The following is a 16902-nucleotide window of genomic DNA, read 5'->3' as shown; positions in this document are numbered from 1 at the left end:
ACCCGGAGCCAGCGAAACTCCGGGTCAGGTCGTGTTGCGGTCGCGCGGGATCAGTCGTCGTAGCGGTCGCGACGGTCGTCATCATACCGGCCCCGGCGGTCATCGTCATCGCCGCGATAGGGCAGCACGTCGCCGGTGGTCGGGTTCAGATAGGCTTCGACCTTCATGCCATTGGCGTCGATCATCTCGACATCGTAGCGGCCGCGTTCCAGCTCGATTTCCAGAACGGTGTAGCCCTGCGATTCCAGCTTGGTGGCGATTTCGGCAATGCTCAGGCGCGGGGCGTCTGTGGTCATCATCTGCTGCTGTGCGCTTGCGCCCAGGGCAAACAGGGTTGCGGTTGCGGCAACTGCGCTGGTGAACAGGATGGTGCGTTTCATGGTGTCTCTCCTTTATGGCAAGGACGGCCGGGTTGGCCGCCGATGCCCCCTTGTGCACGATTCGCCCTGACACCGGCCTGACCCGAATTGTCAGCTTGCTGTCAGCTTGCCCAAGCTACAGACTGGGGCCATGAAACGACTTGCCATAACCCTGCTTCTGTCGCTTGCCGCCGCCGCCGCCCCCGCGCTGGCGGACCGCGATGACCATGACCGCGCGCGCCGGGCGCTCGATGCCGGTGAAATCCTGCCGCTGTCGGATATTCTGGCGGCGGTCCATGCCGTGCAACCGGGCCGCGTGATCGAGATAGAGCTGGAACGCGATGACGGGCGCTGGGTCTATGAGTTGGAGCTCGTCTCGCCCGAGGGGCAGTTGTATGACATCGAAATCGACGCCGCCACGGCCATGGTGCTGGAGGTTGAGCGCGACGGGGATGACGACTGACATGCGCGTGCTGGCTGTCGAGGACGACCCCCGCATCGCGAAAGATCTGCACGCGGCGCTGTCGGCGGCGGGCTTTCGTGTCGAGCATAGCCGCGATGGGGAAGAGGCGTGGTTTCTGGGGGATACCGAAGAGTTCGACCTTGTCGTGCTGGACCTGGGCCTGCCCGCGCTGGACGGTCTGGCGGTGCTGAAACGGTGGCGCGCCAATGGCCGCACCATGCCGGTTCTGGTGCTGACCGCGCGCGGCACATGGCAAGAGCGGGTCGAGGGGATCGAGGCGGGAGCGGATGACTACCTGCCCAAGCCCTTCCGCATGGAAGAACTCGTCGCCCGTGCCCGCGCGCTCGTGCGCCGGGCCGGCGGGCACGCCGCCGCCTTGCAAGAGGCGGGCGATCTGTCGCTTGACACCAACCGCATGGGTGTTGCGCTGCGCGGAGTGCCGGTGCAGGTCACGGCGCTGGAATACCGTCTGCTGGCCTACCTGATGCAGCATCGCGACCGGCCCGTGCCGCCGACGGAACTGCTGGAACACTTGTATGGTGACGATGACGCGCGCGAGGCCAACGCGTTAGAGGCCGTGATCGCGCGTCTGCGCCGCAAGCTTGGCCCCGGTGTGATCGGCACGCGGCGCGGCTTTGGCTACTACCTGGAGGGGGCATGACCCTGAGCTTGCGCCTGCGCCTTGCGCTCGCGGGCGCGGTGGCCATCCTTGGCGCGCTGGGGCTGGCCGCGTTGGGGCTGGCGGCCCTGTTCGCGGCCCATGTCGAACGTCGCGCCGTGGCAGAGATGGCCGTCCAGCTTGATCAGGTGATCGCGGGGCTGGAGCGTGGGGCCGACGGCTTGACCCTTGCCCGCGCCCCGTCCGATCCGCGTTTCGTGCAGCCCTATGGCGGGCTTTACTGGCAGATAGAGGAGGGCGAGAGCGTGCAGACCTCGCGCTCGCTTTGGGACACGGCGCTGGATTTGCCCTCAGACCGCCTTGGCGACGGGGCGGTGCATGTGCATGACCTGCCCGGCCCGGATGGTCAAAAGCTTCTGGTGATGGAGCGCTCTGTCCTGCTGCCCGCGCGGCTGGGCGGCGGCACTTTGCGTGCGGCAGTGGGCATGAACAGTGCCGATCTTGTCGCGGCGCAGCGCGCTTTCATGGCCGATCTGGCCCCGTATCTGGCTGTCTTGGCGGCGGTGTTGATCGTTGCGGGATGGGTGCAGCTGACGGTGGGGCTGGCCCCGCTGCAAGACCTTGGTGCGCGGATTGGCGCGCTGCGCCGCGGGCAGGCGCGGCGCATGGGCTCGGATTGGCCGCTGGAATTGCGGCCCGTGGCCACGGAAATCGACGATCTGCTGGTCGCGCGCGACGCGGAAACGGCGCGCGCCCGCACCCGCGCCGCCGATCTGGCGCATGGGCTGAAAACCCCGTTACAGGCCTTGATGGGCGAGGCCGCGCGCCTGCGCGCTGCGGGCGCGGTGGCGCAGGCCGAAGGGATTGAGGATACCGCCCGCGCCATGCAGCGCACGGTCGAGCGGGAACTGGCGCGCGCGCGCCGCGCGGTGCAAGCGCGTGATGCGCGCGCGGACCCGGCGCTGGTGGCCGAGCGGTTGATCGCGGTGCTGCGCCGCACGCCCGACGGGGCCGACCTGCACTGGCGGCAAAATATTCCGCCCGGTCTGTCGGTGGCCTTGGATGAGGCCGATCTGGCCGAAGCGATGGGCGCGCTTCTGGAAAACGCGGCCCGTCACGCGCGCGCGGGCGTTACGCTTGGCGCAGAGGCAGGGCAGGGGCGCGTGCGGCTTGGCATCAGCGATGACGGCCCCGGCATAGCGGAAGATCAGCGCGCGGCCCTGTTGCGCCGCCATGCCCGCGCAGACGAGTCCGGCACCGGCTTGGGCCTGTCCATCGCGTTCGAGATCGCGCAGGCCGGCGGCGGCGCGCTGAGTTTGGAAAGCGGCCCGAACGGGTCGGGTTTGACGGCAATCCTCGACCTGCCTGGCGCGGCTGACAGATAGCTATGCCTGACCTTTGGGCCGGGTCAGCAGCAGCCCGCCAATCGCCCCGCTTGCCACGCGCTCGACCACCCAAAGCGACAGCGCCAGCCCGGTTACGACCGCCGTGGCAATGCCGAACCACACGCCCCATGTGCCCCAGTCGAACAGGCTGACATACAGCCAGCAGAACAGCCCAACGGCCACGCCCTGCCGCCACAGCCCGATCCAGACCGTTGCCATCGGGCGTTTCAGCGCTTGCAGCACCGAATTGACCGCGAACAGAACCAGGTAGACCGGCAGGATGCAGGCATCGACATGTAGGTAGTCGGTGCCAAGGCGGATGACCTCTGGGTCGTCGCTGAACAGCCCCACCATCGGCCCCGCCGCAAGCCATAGCAGCGCAGAGCCGCAGAGCATTAGCCCCACCCCCGCCTTGACGCAGAACCACCACGCCGCGCGCACGCGGTCATGCTGGCCCGCGCCGTAGTTTTGCGCGACGATGGGCAACAGTGCGTTGGTCAGTCCGAAGCCGGGCAGCAAGATCAACTGCTCTATCCGCAAGCCAACCCCATAGGCGGCCAAGGCCTGCGGGCCGAACCCCTTGAGGAAAACCTGCACGAAGAACCCCGCGACCAGCAGGATCATCATCGCGAAGGTGGCGGGCAGGGCTTGCGCCGCGATCTGGCGGCCGAGTGCCGGGTCGGGCCGCCACTGTCTTTGTCCCGCCATCACCTCCGAGCGCATGACCTGCCACAGGATATAGGCCATCACGCCGGACTGGCTGACCAGCGTGGCCAGCGCGATCCCGTTGAAGCCAAGCCCCGGCACCACGCCCGGAATCCCATAGATGAACAGCGGGTTCAGGCCCAGATTGGCAAAGAACGCGGCGATCTGCGCGCGTTTCATCGATTCCGTGTCGCCCTGTGCCGACAAGATCCCATTGCCGCCAAAGGCCAGCAGGAACGGCGCGGTCGCAAGCAGGATCACGTTCATATAGGCATTGGCCGCGTCGCGATAGGCGCCCGGCTCTGACACCAGCGCCAGCATCGCGGGCGATCCCCATATGCCCGCCACGCCCAAACCGAGCGCGGTCAACGTGCCGAAGACCAGCCCTTGCGTGGCGATACGGCGCGCGGCCTCGGTGTCGTCCGCGCCCAAGGCGTTGCCGACAAGCGCCGACATCGCGCTGCCCAAACCCACGCCAAAGGCGATCAGCAGCATGAAGACCTGAAAGGTGATCGCCAGCCCGGCCTGCGCATCGGTGCCCAAGCGGCCCGCATACCATAGGTCCACCACGTTATAGAGCGTGGAAAACACCAGCCCTATTGCCGCCGGAACCGCCAAGGCCCGGAAATGGCCGGGGATCGACCCCTCTCGCAGGTTGCGCGTGCGCCCGGTGCTCATGCCCGTCCAATCTGGTTATGGCGGGCATGGGCCCGCTGGGTTATTCGGCGGACATATCCCAGCCCGCGACGGCCTTGATCTCCAGAAAATCCTCGATCCCCCAGATGCCGCCCTCGCGGCCATTGCCGGATTGCTTCATGCCGCCAAAAGGCGCACCCGCGCCGCGCGATTTGCCGTTCATCTCGACCATGCCCGCGCGCAATTGACGCGCCATGCGGTTGCAGCGCGCCCCGTCTTGGCTCTGAACATAGTTCGTCAGGCCGTAAGGGGTATCATTTGCGATGGCGATGGCCTGATCCTCGGTGTCGAAGGGCATGATCGACAGAACCGGGCCAAAGATTTCCTCGCGCGCGATGGTCATGTCGGGGGTCACATCGGCGAAAACCGTGGGGCGGACGAAATAGCCCCGGTTGATGCCTTCGGGACGGCCCAATCCGCCCGCAACCAGCCGCGCGCCCTCTGAGATGCCGGTTTCGATCAGCGCTTGCACCTTGTCATATTGCGCCGCACTGACCAGTGGCCCGATATGGCGGCCAGACTGGCTGGCGGGGCCAACCTGCGTGGCCTGCGCAACCTCTGCGGCCTGTTCGACGGCCTGCTCGTAAAAGCTGCGCTCAACCAGCATCCGCGTGGGCGCGTTGCAGGATTGCCCGGTGTTCTGGAAGCAATGCTGAACGCCCCGTTTTACCGCCTTGTCATCGGCATCGGCGAAAATGATATTTGCCCCCTTGCCGCCCAGTTCCAGATGCACACGCTTCAGCGTGTCGGCGGCGTTCTTGGATATGGCAATGCCCGCGCGGGTTGACCCGGTAAAGCTGACCATGTCCACATCCCTGTGCCCCGATAGCTGAGAGCCCACGCCCGGCCCGTCGCCATTGACCATGTTGAACACGCCCGGCGGCAGGTCGGCCTTGTCCATGATCTCTGCCCAGACATGCGCGGAGAGGGGGGCGATTTCCGACGGTTTCAGCACCATCGTGCAGCCTGCCAGCAGGGCCGGGATCACCTTCAGGGTGATCTGGTTCATCGGCCAGTTCCACGGTGTAATCAGCGCGCAGACGCCCACCGCTTCGCGGATGATGCGTGTGTCGGGGGCGTGGTCGCCCAAGGGGGCGTTGAATTCGACCTGCTCGAAGGCGCGGATGAAATTGCGAATGTGGAATTCGCCCGCGCCATATTGCGAGCCGCGTGCCAGATCCATCGGCGCGCCCATCTCAAGGCTCATCGCTTGGGCAAGTGCGTCGGCATGGTCCTGGTAAAGCGCGAGGATGCGCTCGACCGCCGCCAAGCGCAGGGCTGGGTCGCTGTGCATCCAGCCGGGAAGGGCGGCTTTTGCTGCGGCCACGGCGGCATCAGTATCGGCCTGCCCGCCCAGCGAAATGACGGCGCAGACCTCTTCGGTCGAGGGGTCGATCACGTCCAGATCAGTGCCGGCCTTTGGGGCGACCCAAGCGCCATTGATGTAGAATTGCCGTTTGTCCTGCATCCGAACCTCCTGTATTTGGCGGCACTGTTGCACCGTGCCGCACCGCCTGCAAGGGTGGTCGAAATGTCGCATTCAAAATGCGATGTTTGAATGTGATGTTTGGAACAGTTCTAAAACGACGCGACTCATGCGTCGATAGCAATCGGAGAGACTATGACACTGCGCATCAACGACATCGTGCCCAACTTCACCGCGGACAGCACCGAAGGCACGCTGGATTTCCACGAGTGGATCGGCGACAGCTACGCCATTCTGTTCAGCCACCCCAAGGATTTCACCCCGGTTTGCACGACCGAATTCGGTGCCGCCGCTGCGATGGCGGGCGAATTCGCCAAGCGCAATTGCAAGATCGCCGGTGTGTCCATCGACCCGGTGGAAGAGCACCTGCAATGGAAGGCAGATGTCGAGAAAGTGTCAGGCAGCCCGCTGAATTTCCCGATTTTTGCCGATGACAAGTTGGAAATTGCAAAGCTCTACGACATGCTGCCCGCCGATGCCTACCTGCCCGATGGCCGCACCGCGAACGATTCCGCGACCGTGCGCACGACCTTCATCATCGGGCCGGACAAGAAGCTGGAACTGGCGCTGATCTACCCGATGTCGGTGGGCCGCAACTTTGCCGAGATCCTGCGCGCTCTGGACGCGATCATCGCGACCAAGGGCAAGCCGCTGGCCACCCCCGCGAACTGGGAAGCCGGTGACGACATGATCGTCGGTCTGGCGCTGGACACCGACGCTGCCCGCGAGAAATTCGGCGAGGTCGAGGTGGTTCTGCCCTACCTGCGCAAGGTGAAGGCATCGGCGGTCTAAGACCGCCTGCCTAACGCAGATCAATAACCCGCGCGTCAATGGCCAGCATATAGCCTTGGCGCGCGACGTTTTTCACCAGAACCTCGCTAATCAGCTGGTTTCCAAGCGCATCGCGCAAGCGCTTGATGCGCGTAGCCCCCGCCGCCTCGTCGCAATCGGCTTCTGAGCGGCCAGAGATGACGGCCTCTATGGCCGCACCCGTCAGCATATCGTCATCCAGCCGCGCCTCGGCCAGCACGGCGAGTGTTTCGACCGCTGCGGGTGTCAGCCGAAACTCCATATCGTTGATCCCTACCGTATTCGTGGCCCGGTCAATCAGCAGCGACGACACTTGCAAACCCTGTTTTTCCACCATCGCCAACCGGCGGTTCAGCACGACCAGCGTGACAACCATGAACAGCGACGTCACCAGCAGGCCCGTGGCGAAGACCAACAGCACGAAGATCACGATCCGGTAGCTGACCAGCGTTTCGGAAAACGCGGTGCCCGACTGGGCGAGGATCTCCAACAGCTTGATTTCGGCCCCCGTGGTCAGATCGGCGTTTTCCACGAAAACCCGTTCGACCCGCGCGTTGAACGCGTTGGCGTCGGGCAGGTTCAGAAACAGCAGCACCGCCGTCAGCGCCAGCACCGCGACGATCGCCCCGATCCCAAGGATCAGTGCACGGCTGCCGTGCCGTGTCAGGTCAGCGGCGGAGATGGATGGCACCGGCATCGGCTCTCCTTGCATTAAACTGGGCTTCTGTCAGGAAGGATTCGATCTGCAACAAGGTCCAGCCCGAACCTGCGATCACCGGCGCGGCATAAGCGGTTGCCGCGTCAATCGACCCGCAGGCCGATGCCGGCAATTCGATCAGCCCGTATTGCAGCCGCAGCGGATTGTCCTGTTTGGCTTTGTAATCCGCGTAGCATTGTGCCGAGGCTTGCGTCGCAAGCGCCAGCAACAGGGCGGCGGAGAGGGTCAATATGCGTTTCATGCCACAACAGTCGCACCGACCGCCTTGCTAGGCAATGACTCTGCGCTTTCGGGCCTCTGCTATCCGATAACACGGTGCCGCTATTGCTTGTCCAAGCCCCGTGCGGCGAGCGTGGTTGGAGGATTTGCCTGAAAGGAGCCTGACAATGCACATGTTTTCTCGTCTCACCTCTGCCGCCTGTGCCGTTGCGCTATCCGTTGGTCTGGTTGCGACCAGCGCCGCGCCTGCGCGCGCCTCTGACGATGCCGCGAAGCTTCTGTTCGGCGCTGCCGCCCTCGCCATTATAGCGGGTGCCGTGCACGCCGAAAGCAAGCACCGCCCCGCGCCGCAGCAACATTACCAGCCTCCGCGCCACGCGCGGCCCGAGGCGCCGCGACATCGCAGGGCTGTGGTTTTGCCGCATCGGTGCGAAGTGTCGCTGCAATCTGGGGGCCGTGAGCGCAACGGCTACCGCGAACGGTGCCTGAACCGCGCCGGACTGACGCATCTGCCTAGCCAATGCGTGGTTGGCCACTGGAAAGGCGCAATCTATGGCGCACGCTGTCTGAGCCGCCAAGGATATGTGCGGGGCTAAGCCTTGCAATCGGGCTGTGGTCATGGATTAACTCTGCCATGCCCACGCCCGTCCCGGATTTCGAATTCGAGCGCCTTGCCATGTCGCAGGGCGCTCGCCGTGTTGTCGGTGTGGACGAGGTCGGGCGCGGCCCACTTTGCGGCCCCGTCACGGCGGCGGCGGTCTGGCTGGACCCGGCGCATCTGCCCGAGGGGTTGCGCGATTCCAAGCGCCTGTCCGCCCGCGCGCGCGATGCATTGGTTGGCCATATCCGCGCCCATGCCGATGTGGGCATCGGCCATGCCACCCCGGCAGAGATTGACCAGATCAACATCCTGCAAGCGACGTTCCTCGCCATGCGCCGCGCGATTGATGCGCTTGCGATGCCGCCCGATCATATACTGATCGACGGCAACCGCCTGCCAAAAGACCTGCCATGCCCGGCGCAGGCCGTGGTCAAAGGCGACGGGCGGTGCATGTCGATCGCGGCGGCCTCGATCATCGCCAAGACCGCGCGCGACGCGATCATGGCCGATCTGGCGCAAAGCTACCCCGGTTATGGATGGGAACGGAACGCCGGATACCCGACCAAGTGTCACCTAAATGCCATAGCCAATTTGGGCCCAACCCCAGAGCATAGACGCTCTTTCAAGCCGATACGCAAAATCTTGTGTTCGGATTCTACGTGAAGAAAGTTTTTTAAAGCGCTGATTCAAAATGAAATTGACGAAACGAATCGCATGACTCATCCTGCCCTTAACAACACACGCACAAAGCGTGGATGCAGAGGCACAGATGGCAGTCAAAGATATAGCGAAGGGTGCAGCCATGCTCCCCCTGAACCAGATTCTGGATGGCGATTGCATAGAGGTGATGAATGGCCTGCCAGAGGCCAGCATCGACCTGATCTTTGCCGACCCGCCCTATAACCTGCAATTGCGCGGCGATCTGCACCGCCCCGACAACAGCCGTGTCGATGCTGTGGACGACGCTTGGGACCAGTTCGACAGCTTCAAGGCCTATGACCAGTTCACCCGCGAGTGGCTGGCCGCCGCGCGCCGCCTGCTGAAACCGAATGGCGCGATCTGGGTGATCGGATCGTATCACAATATTTTCCGCGTCGGCACCGCGCTTCAAGACCAAGGCTTTTGGCTGTTGAACGATGTGGTCTGGCGCAAGTCGAACCCCATGCCCAATTTTCGCGGCAAACGCCTGACCAACGCGCATGAGACGATGATCTGGGCGTCGAAATCCGAAGGGGCGAAATACACCTTCAACTATGAAGCGTTGAAAGAGCTGAACGAAGGCGTGCAGATGCGCTCTGACTGGGTGCTGCCGATTTGTTCGGGCCATGAACGCCTGAAGGACGAAAACGGCGAGAAAGCCCATCCCACGCAAAAGCCCGAATCCCTGTTGCACCGCGTGCTGGTCGGCACCACGAACCCCGGCGACGTGGTTCTGGACCCGTTCTTCGGCACAGGCACCACGGGCGCGGTCGCCAAGCTTCTGGGCCGCAACTATATCGGCATCGAGCGTGAGGAAAGCTACCGCAAGGTTGCCGCGAAACGTCTTGGCCAAGTGCGCCCGCTGGATGGTGCGGCGCTGGAAACCACGGTCTCGAAACGCGCGCAGCCGCGTGTGGCCTTTGGCACGCTGGTCGAACGCGGCCTGCTGCGTCCCGGCGAAGTGCTGGTCAATCCGCGCGGGCAGGCGGCGAAGCTGCGTGTCGATGGCTCGCTTGTCAGCGCAGAACATCGCGGGTCGATCCACCAGGTCGGAGCGGCGCTGGAAGGCGCGCCTTCTTGCAACGGTTGGACCTATTGGCAGTTCAAGCGTGACGGCAAACTCATTCCCATCGACATCTTGCGCCAGCAAATCCGGGCCGAGATGCACGATTGATCCCAGTTACCGCCGGTGCCCTGTGTTACCCGCCGGGGCGCCCACTCTACCCCGCCTGAAAAGGCGGGGTTTTTTTCTGCGCGGGGCAGGCTAGGTTCCGCGTAGCATTCAGGAGGGATCATGCGCGATTTTGAAACACCGGGCCGCTCGGCGGTCTTTGCGACCGAAGGCATGTGTGCCACCTCGCACCCGCTGGCCGCCAAGGTCGCGCTGGACCTGTTGCAGCAGGGCGGGAACGCGGTCGATGCCGCGATTGGTGCCGCCGTGCTGCTGGGCCTTTGTGAGCCGCAGATGACCGGCATCGGCGGCGATTGCTTTGTTTTGTTGAAACCGGCAGGCGAAGAGCGGATCGTCACGCTCAACGGCTCTGGCCGCGCGCCGGCGGCGCTGGATGCCGCCGATCTGCGCGCGCGGGGGATGGGTTCGGTGCCGGTGCATGGTCCCGAAGCGGTCAGCTTGCCCGGTGCGATCGACGCGTTTTGCACGCTCAGCGCCGATTGGGGCAAGCTGGACATGGCGCAAACCCTTGCCCCCGCGATCCATTATGCCGAAACCGGCATTCCGGTCGCGCCGCGCGTAGCCCATGACTGGGGCCAGCCCGACCATGTGCGCGGTGCCGCGCGCCGTTTCTACATGTCCGATGACACGCCCTTGCGCATGGGCCAGCTGTTCCGCGCGCCGGGGCAGGCCGAGGTGCTGCGCCGTGTCGCGCAAAAGGGGCGCGCGGGCTTCTACGAGGGCGAGGTCGCCCAAGACATGATCGACAGCCTGCGCGCCATGGGCGGTGTTCACACGCTGGACGATCTGGCTGCCACCCGCTGCACCTATGGCGACCCGATCCAGAGCCAATACCGCGGGCTTGACCTTTTCGAACATGCGCCCAATGGAACCGGGGCGGTTGCCAGCTTGATCCTGAACATTTTGGAACATTTCGATCTGGGCAGCCTCGACCCGCTTGGGTCGGAGCGCGCGCATCTGGAAGCAGAGGCGACGAAACTTGCCTATGACGCCCGCAACCGCTTTATCGGCGATCCGGACCATACCACGCGGCTGGCGCATATGCTGGCGCCAGAGACGGCCGCGAAACTGGCCGCGCTGATCGACCCGCGCCGCGTTTTGCCAGATGTGGCCCCCCTGACCGAAGCCATCCATCGCGATACCGTCTATATCACCGTGGTCGACCGGGACCGCATGGCGGTGTCGCTGATCTATTCCATCTTTCACAGTTTCGGCGCGGGGCTTGCGTCGGACAGATTCGGCATCCTATTCCAGAACCGGGGCGCGGGCTTTACCCTGGCCGAAGGGCACCCGAACGAGCTGAAGGGCGGCAAGCGACCCATGCACACGATCATTCCGGCCATGCTGGGCGAGGGCGGGCGCATCACCATGCCCTTTGGCGTTATGGGCGGGCCATACCAGCCCGTGGGCCATGCGCGTGTCGTTACCAACCTGCGCGATTACGGGATGGAGCTGCAAGCCGCGCTTGATGCGCCGCGCGCTTTCGCTGAAAATGGCACATTGTCGCTGGAAACCGGTTATCCAAGCGCAACCGCGCAAGCACTGGCCGATCTGGGGCACCAGATCATCCCGTCGCCCGGTCCGCGCGGCGGCGCACAAGCCATTCGTATTCATGACAGCGGGATTCTGGAGGGGGCATCAGACCCGCGCAAGGATGGGTGTGCCTTGGGCTATTGACCCAAGTGCCTGAAACCGGAACGCCCTGCCGCAAGGCAGGGCGTGACATATCGTCTTGCGGCGCAGCCGCGCAATCAGGTCAAGCCGCGGCAAGCTGATCCCAGCAATCGAGTGCCTTGCCGGCATACATCACGGCAGGCCCGCCGCCCATCTGGATGCACATGGCCAGCACATCGCCCAGTTCTTCGCGCGTGGCCCCGGCCTTCATCAGCGCTTCGACATGAAAGGCGATGCACGGCTCGCAGCGCACCGCGACCGCGATACCCAGCGCCACGTATTCCTTTTCCTTCACCCCAATGGCGGGGCTTTCCTTGGCGGCCTTGGACAAGGTGCCAAAGCCTTTCATCGTGTCAGGGATGGTCTTGAACAACGCGCGGCTCTGGTCGCGGGTTGCGTTGATGAAATCGGGATAGTTCATGGGACGGTCCTGTCGTTGATACAGGTTCCGTCTCTAGGGCCGAAGCGGATAGATGACCTTGATATGCGTCAAATCCGTAGGAAGGGTTGCGCCAGGCGCGGCAGGATAGAGCGGAATTTCAGCGGCGCGTCGGTCGCGGCCAGGCAAATGCAGTCCATGCCCGGCTCTGCCACCGGGGTATGTTCGACCTCTTCCGATGCGATCTCTATATCGCCGCGCCCGAAACGTCCGTCTTCGTCGCGAAACGCGCCTTGCAGCACCAGTGTCAGCTCCAGCCCCTGGTGGCCGTGATCGGGCACCGCGACGCCGCCGGGGATGTGCAAAAGCCGCGCTGTGGCCTTGTCAGAGGTTTTCAGAATGGCCTGCCGCACGCCACCGCCGACCGCGCGCCATTGCACCTTGTCCAGCCCGCCGCCGATGGCCGCGACCAAGGGCGCGGGCAGAACGGCGTCGCGCGTTTGCGGTTTCTCTTTCGCAACCGGTCCGGCCGTCTTGATGCGCGCCATCACGGTCGAAAGCGATTGTGCGCCCATCTCTGCGCTGTCGTCTTGGTCCAGCAGCGCGCCGCCAATGGCATCGAAGCTGGCAAGCCGCGCGCGGCACTCGTCGCAGATGGAAATATGCGTGGCGACCACAAGGTTGAAGGCCTCGGGCAGGCTGCCCGCCGAATAGGCCATCAACAATTTGTCGTTCAGGTGATGCGTGATCATGGTCGTGTCTTTCTAGTTCAAGCTGTGGCGCAGCCTTTCGAGCGCCAGTCGGATCCGGGATTTGATCGTGCCAAGGGGCAGGCCCGTCGCATCGGCGATCTCGCTATGTGACAGGTCGTTGAAATAGGCCCGCTCGATCATGCTGCGTTGTGCTTCGGGCAGCTCTTGAAGCGCTGCGGCAAGCTGTTCGCTTTCCTGTTGCAGCGCCATCGCGTCCTCCTGGTCGGGTTCCGCTTCCGGCCCCCAAGGCAGGTCTTCGGGTTCGGGGCGCTTGTCGCGCCGCAACATGTCGATCCGGCGGTTCCGCGCGATGGTGAAGATCCATGTCGCGGCAGAGGCGCGCGCCGGGTTGAACTGGTCGGCCTTGCGCCAGACCGTCACCATCACGTCTTGCGCGCATTCCTCGGCGCTTGCGGCATCCGCGCCCGATTTCATCAAGTAACCCTTCACCCGCGGCCCGAAATGGGCAAATAGCGCGGCGAATGCCTCGCTATCCTGTGTCTGTGCCACGCGGCGCAGCATATCGCCCCAATCGGTGTCGCTTGTTGCTGCGGTTGTCTTTCTGCTCACGCTGTTCAGCCCTGCCATCACGGCCCAAAAGGGCCGCTTTTCCTGCACCATATGGTGCAAGACCTGCGTGTGTCGAGACACGATGAGAGGCTGGATACTGTCCATCATACCTGACATACGGTATTTGCGCACAGCTGGATCAAAAAATATGCACAGAAATGAGATGTTTTTACCTTTGATCCGGGCGTTGCCCCCTTGCGTAATACTTTCGATGCCTTGGTCGGGCGTCCAACACTGTCAAGAAACGGAGACACCATGCCCTTTGAAATGATCGACATGCCTGCGCGGCGCATTGCAATTATCGGCGGGGGCATTTCGGGGCTGGCAGGCGCTTATCTGATGTCGCAGCGCCATCGCGTGACCTTGTTCGAGGCGGAGCCGCGCCTTGGTGGCCATGCGCGCACCGTGATTGCGGGCAAGCGCGGCGATCAGCCAGTCGATACCGGGTTCATCGTGTTCAACCATGTGAATTACCCCAATCTGACCGCGCTGTTCGAGAAGCTAGAGGTGCCGACCGCGCCCTCTGACATGAGCTTTTGCGCCTCTTTCGAGGGCGGGCGCTATGAATATGGGCTTGGCAATCTGGATCAGTTGTTCGCCACGCGGCGCGCGGCGCTGGACCCGCGCCATCTGCGGATGATCCGCGACATTCTGCATTTCAACAAGCACGGGCTGCGGGTTGCGCAAGCCGACCCAAGCCTGAGCATAGGCGGGCTGCTGGAACGCCTTGGCACGGGCGAATGGTTCCGAGAGCGCTATATCCTGCCGTTTTCCGGGGCGATCTGGTCCACGCCGACGGCGAAGATCCTCGATTTTCCTGCCGTGGCGATGATGGAGTTTTTCCGCAACCACGCGCTGCTGAGCGCCACGGGCCAGCACCAGTGGCATACCGTGCGCGGCGGATCGGTCGAGTATGTGCGCCGCCTGACGGCTTATCTTGAGCGTGCGGGCGTCAATCTGCGCAGCGGAACACCTGTGCAGTCGGTGACGCGCGGGGTGGATGGTGTGCAGATCAAGGCCGAAGGGGCAGAGGCCGAGCGCTTCGACGAGGTGATCTTCGCCACGCATTCCGACATCACCCTGCGTCTGCTGGCCGACCCGACAGAGGCCGAGCGCCGCGCGCTGTCTGCGGTCCGCTACCAGAGCAATGACGCGGTGCTTCATTGCGACACCGATTTCATGCCCAAGCGGCGCAAGACATGGTCAAGCTGGGCCTATACCGAACGCGGGCCGGAAGACCGCGCGCGCATCTCGCTCAGCTACTGGATGAACTCGCTTCAGCCCATCCCCAAGGATGACCCGATGTTCGTGACGCTGAACGCGAACCACCCGGTGCGGGAAGAGTGTATCTATGACACCTACAGCTTTGCCCACCCGGTCTATGACGCGGCGGCGCTGGACGCGCAGGGCGCGGTGCGCAAGATGAACGGGATGAACCGCACATGGTTCAGCGGCGCGTGGCTGCATAGCGGCTTTCACGAGGACGGGTTCAAATCCGCGGTCGATGTCGCCCGCGCCATGGAGGCCCGCGCGCGCAAGCTGGCAGACGTGGCATGAGCGCGGTCGAGCATATCGCGGGCCAGACCTTTCACGGGCGGCGCGGCCCGGTGAATAACCGCTTCACCTATGCCGTGGATTACGTGCTGTTCGATGCCGAGGCAGAGCTGCAAACCCCGGCACTTTTGTCGCGCAATGGCCGCAATCTGGCCAGCCTGTCAGACCGCGATCATGGCGGCCTGCCGGGGCAGGGCCGTGGCGCGGCTTGGGTGCGCGAGGTGTTGGCGGCGCATCAGTTGGAAGGTGTGACCGATGGGCAATTGCTGCTGCTGACGCAACCGCGTGTGCTGGGCCATTTGTTCAACCCGGTCAGCTTCTGGCTGTGCCATGACGCGGGCGGCGATCTGCGCGCCATGATCGCCGAGGTGAACAACACCTATGGCGACCGCCATTCCTATCTGTGTGTCAAGTCCGACCGCTCTGCCATCCAGCCCACGGATGAATTGCAGGCGCGCAAGATTTTCTACGTCTCGCCCTTCCAGCCGGTCGAAGGCGATTACAGCTTTCATGTCGAAGTGACGGCAGCGAAGGTAAACATCCGCATCGGCTACCGCCAAGATGCCGAGGCCGAGAATGCGGGACTGGTCGCCACGCTGACGGGCGCGCGCAAACCCTTGGGGAATAGGGCGATTGTCTGGGCGATGGCGCGGCGCATGGGCTCGCGCCGGGTGCTGGCGCTGATCCATTGGCAGGCGCTGAAACTGTGGTGGAAAGGCGCGCGCTTCCGCAACCGCCCCACGCCCCCGGTGGAAGAGGTCAGCCAGTGACCCAAGCCGCCGCTATAGGCCAAACGCCCCGCTTCTGGGGCTATTCGCTTTATGGCGGCATGTTGGCCATGGCGGGCTTGCCGATCTATATTCACGCGCCGTTTTATTATGTCGAGGAATATGCCGTCTCCCTCGCGGCGCTTGGCACGGTGTTATTCGTGTTGCGCGGGCTGGACTTCTTGCAAGATCCGGCGCTGGGCTGGCTGGCCGCCCGTCTTGGCGCATGGCGCGGGCAGGCGACCGCCTTGGCCGTGCTGCTTTTGTCGGGCGCGATGGTCATGCTCTTCGCCGTCACACCGCAGTTCTGGCCGCTGGCGTGGTTCGCCATCGCGATCACGGTTCTGTTCACCTGCTATTCCTTTCTGACCATCTGCTTTTACGCCACGGGGGCCGCGCGCGGGGCCACGCTGGGGCAGGGCGGGCATGTGCGGCTGGCGGCGTGGCGCGAAAGCGGGGCGCTGGTGGGGGTGTGTCTTGCCGCTGCCGCACCGGTCGCGTTGGAAGGCGTGTTGCCCGCGCCGTTTACCGGCTTCGCGCTGGGTTTCTTGCTTGTGGCGCTTGTTGCGGGTTTTGCCATGCGGGCCGAATGGCCGCGCTTTCGACCCGACATGTCCGCCGCTGGCCCGACCATGCGCGATGTGCTGTCCGACCCGACCGCGCGCCGCCTGTTGACCATTGCGCTGGTGAATGCAACGCCTGTGGCCATCACCTCGACCCTGTTTCTGTTCTATGCCGAATCCGTGCTGCAAACCGACGGGGCAGAGGGGCCGCTTCTGATCCTGCTGTTTCTGGCCGCCGCCGCCAGCGCGCCCGGCTGGGCGTGGCTGGCCAAGCGCATGGGCGCGAAACTGGCGCTTTTGCTGGGCATGGCGCTGGCGGCGGGCAGTTTCGCCTTTGTGCTGACATTGGGGCCCGGCCAGGTGATTGCCTTCGCAATCATCTGCGTTATCTCCGGCGCAGGAATGGGCGCGGATCTGACCCTTTTGCCCGCGATCTTCTCGCGCAGGATGGCAGAGCTGTCGCCAGAGGCGGCGCAGGGTTTCGGCCTGTGGGCCTTTGTCACCAAGGCCACGCTGGCACTGGCGGCGCTGATCGTGTTCCCGACGCTCGACATGGCCGGGTTCGAGCAAGGGGCCGAGAATAGCGACACGGCCCTGAGCGCGCTCATTCTGCTCTATGCCGCAGTGCCGACGGCGCTCAAAGCGTGCGCTTTTGCATTGCTGGCGCTGACCCCATTGAAGGAAAGTTGAC

19 protein-coding genes are annotated in these 16902 nt (G+C 64.1%); 11 read left to right on the top strand and 8 right to left on the bottom strand.

The annotated features are described in order from the left end of the window. Positions 1-50: 50 nt before the first annotated feature. Entirely contained in the window at positions 51-380 is a 330-nt protein-coding gene (locus tag J1C52_RS12155) for a PepSY domain-containing protein (protein WP_227428216.1), read from the bottom strand. A 130-nt stretch (positions 381-510) separates the two neighbouring features. On the opposite strand from J1C52_RS12155, the gene J1C52_RS12150 reads away from it, so the two are divergent. The 3 genes from J1C52_RS12150 to J1C52_RS12140 are packed head-to-tail and all read left to right on the top strand — an operon-like array spanning position 511 to position 2826. Beyond that, positions 511-822, top strand: coding sequence for a PepSY domain-containing protein (locus J1C52_RS12150; protein WP_227428215.1), 312 nt, complete (start codon positions 511-513; stop codon positions 820-822). 1 nt (position 823) lies between these two features. Beyond that, entirely contained in the window at positions 824-1483 is a 660-nt protein-coding gene (locus J1C52_RS12145) for a response regulator transcription factor (RefSeq protein ID WP_227428231.1), read from the top strand. Further along, positions 1480-2826 carry a sensor histidine kinase gene (locus J1C52_RS12140; protein WP_227428214.1) on the top strand — a complete coding sequence of 449 codons (1347 nt, stop codon included), beginning with the start codon at positions 1480-1482 and terminating at the stop codon, positions 2824-2826. Before J1C52_RS12145 ends, J1C52_RS12140 begins: the two co-directional genes overlap by 4 nt. On the opposite strand, the gene J1C52_RS12135 is transcribed toward J1C52_RS12140, so the two are convergent. Together J1C52_RS12135 and J1C52_RS12130 are read right to left on the bottom strand one after the other, a co-directional pair. Next, entirely contained in the window at positions 2827-4209 is a 1383-nt protein-coding gene (locus tag J1C52_RS12135) for an MATE family efflux transporter (protein ID WP_227428213.1), read from the bottom strand. Positions 4210-4249: 40 nt separating this feature from the next. Next, positions 4250-5695, bottom strand: a complete 1446-nt coding sequence (locus tag J1C52_RS12130) for an aldehyde dehydrogenase family protein (RefSeq protein ID WP_227428212.1) — start codon at positions 5693-5695, stop codon at positions 4250-4252. A gap of 153 nt (positions 5696-5848) precedes the next feature. On the opposite strand from J1C52_RS12130, the gene J1C52_RS12125 reads away from it, so the two are divergent. Continuing rightward, positions 5849-6505 (top strand): redoxin domain-containing protein, encoded by a 657-nt coding sequence (locus J1C52_RS12125; protein WP_227428211.1) that lies wholly within the window; start codon positions 5849-5851, stop codon positions 6503-6505. Between the two features lie 10 nt (positions 6506-6515). Here J1C52_RS12125 and J1C52_RS12120 read toward each other — a convergent pair whose 3' ends face one another. Further along, positions 6516-7220 (bottom strand): winged helix-turn-helix domain-containing protein, encoded by a 705-nt coding sequence (locus tag J1C52_RS12120; protein ID WP_227428210.1) that lies wholly within the window; start codon positions 7218-7220, stop codon positions 6516-6518. Then, positions 7192-7482, bottom strand: coding sequence for a hypothetical protein (locus J1C52_RS12115; RefSeq protein WP_227428209.1), 291 nt, complete (start codon positions 7480-7482; stop codon positions 7192-7194). The genes J1C52_RS12120 and J1C52_RS12115 overlap by 29 nt, the downstream gene beginning before the upstream one ends. Positions 7483-7627: 145 nt before the next feature. On the opposite strand from J1C52_RS12115, the gene J1C52_RS12110 reads away from it, so the two are divergent. The 4 genes from J1C52_RS12110 to J1C52_RS12095 all read left to right on the top strand — a co-directional run bounded on the left by J1C52_RS12110 (position 7628) and on the right by J1C52_RS12095 (position 11629). Further along, complete coding sequence (locus tag J1C52_RS12110) at positions 7628-8056, top strand: hypothetical protein (protein ID WP_227428208.1); 429 nt, start codon at positions 7628-7630, stop codon at positions 8054-8056. A gap of 38 nt (positions 8057-8094) precedes the next feature. Continuing rightward, positions 8095-8724, top strand: coding sequence for a ribonuclease HII (locus J1C52_RS12105; RefSeq protein WP_227428207.1), 630 nt, complete (start codon positions 8095-8097; stop codon positions 8722-8724). Between the two features lie 106 nt (positions 8725-8830). Then, positions 8831-9934, top strand: coding sequence for a site-specific DNA-methyltransferase (locus tag J1C52_RS12100; RefSeq protein ID WP_370633268.1), 1104 nt, complete (start codon positions 8831-8833; stop codon positions 9932-9934). A gap of 120 nt (positions 9935-10054) precedes the next feature. Next, complete coding sequence (locus J1C52_RS12095) at positions 10055-11629, top strand: gamma-glutamyltransferase family protein (protein ID WP_227428205.1); 1575 nt, start codon at positions 10055-10057, stop codon at positions 11627-11629. Positions 11630-11708: 79 nt separating this feature from the next. On the opposite strand, the gene J1C52_RS12090 is transcribed toward J1C52_RS12095, so the two are convergent. From J1C52_RS12090 to J1C52_RS12080, 3 genes are all read right to left on the bottom strand, one after another. After that, a complete protein-coding gene (locus J1C52_RS12090) occupies positions 11709-12047 on the bottom strand; it encodes a carboxymuconolactone decarboxylase family protein (protein WP_227428204.1) in 339 nt (112 codons plus the stop codon). A gap of 68 nt (positions 12048-12115) precedes the next feature. Further along, complete coding sequence (locus J1C52_RS12085) at positions 12116-12757, bottom strand: ChrR family anti-sigma-E factor (protein ID WP_227428203.1); 642 nt, start codon at positions 12755-12757, stop codon at positions 12116-12118. A gap of 12 nt (positions 12758-12769) precedes the next feature. After that, entirely contained in the window at positions 12770-13279 is a 510-nt protein-coding gene (locus tag J1C52_RS12080) for a sigma-70 family RNA polymerase sigma factor (RefSeq protein ID WP_227428230.1), read from the bottom strand. Positions 13280-13582: 303 nt separating this feature from the next. On the opposite strand from J1C52_RS12080, the gene J1C52_RS12075 reads away from it, so the two are divergent. The 3 genes from J1C52_RS12075 to J1C52_RS12065 are packed head-to-tail and all read left to right on the top strand — an operon-like array spanning position 13583 to position 16901. Further along, positions 13583-14884, top strand: a complete 1302-nt coding sequence (locus J1C52_RS12075; RefSeq protein WP_227428202.1) for an NAD(P)/FAD-dependent oxidoreductase — start codon at positions 13583-13585, stop codon at positions 14882-14884. Next, complete coding sequence (locus J1C52_RS12070; RefSeq protein ID WP_227428201.1) at positions 14881-15651, top strand: DUF1365 domain-containing protein; 771 nt, start codon at positions 14881-14883, stop codon at positions 15649-15651. The genes J1C52_RS12075 and J1C52_RS12070 overlap by 4 nt, the downstream gene beginning before the upstream one ends. Then, the gene (locus tag J1C52_RS12065; protein WP_370633267.1) at positions 15648-16901 is read left to right on the top strand and encodes an MFS transporter; all 1254 of its coding nucleotides are present in this window, start codon (positions 15648-15650) and stop codon (positions 16899-16901) included. The genes J1C52_RS12070 and J1C52_RS12065 overlap by 4 nt, the downstream gene beginning before the upstream one ends. Position 16902: the final 1 nt, after the last annotated feature.

It is taken from the genome of Roseibaca sp. Y0-43, assembly GCF_020667835.1.
Classification (GTDB): domain Bacteria; phylum Pseudomonadota; class Alphaproteobacteria; order Rhodobacterales; family Rhodobacteraceae; genus Roseinatronobacter.
The sequence above is the reverse complement of the archived record's forward strand: the minus strand, read 5'-3'. Positions and strand labels throughout refer to the sequence as shown.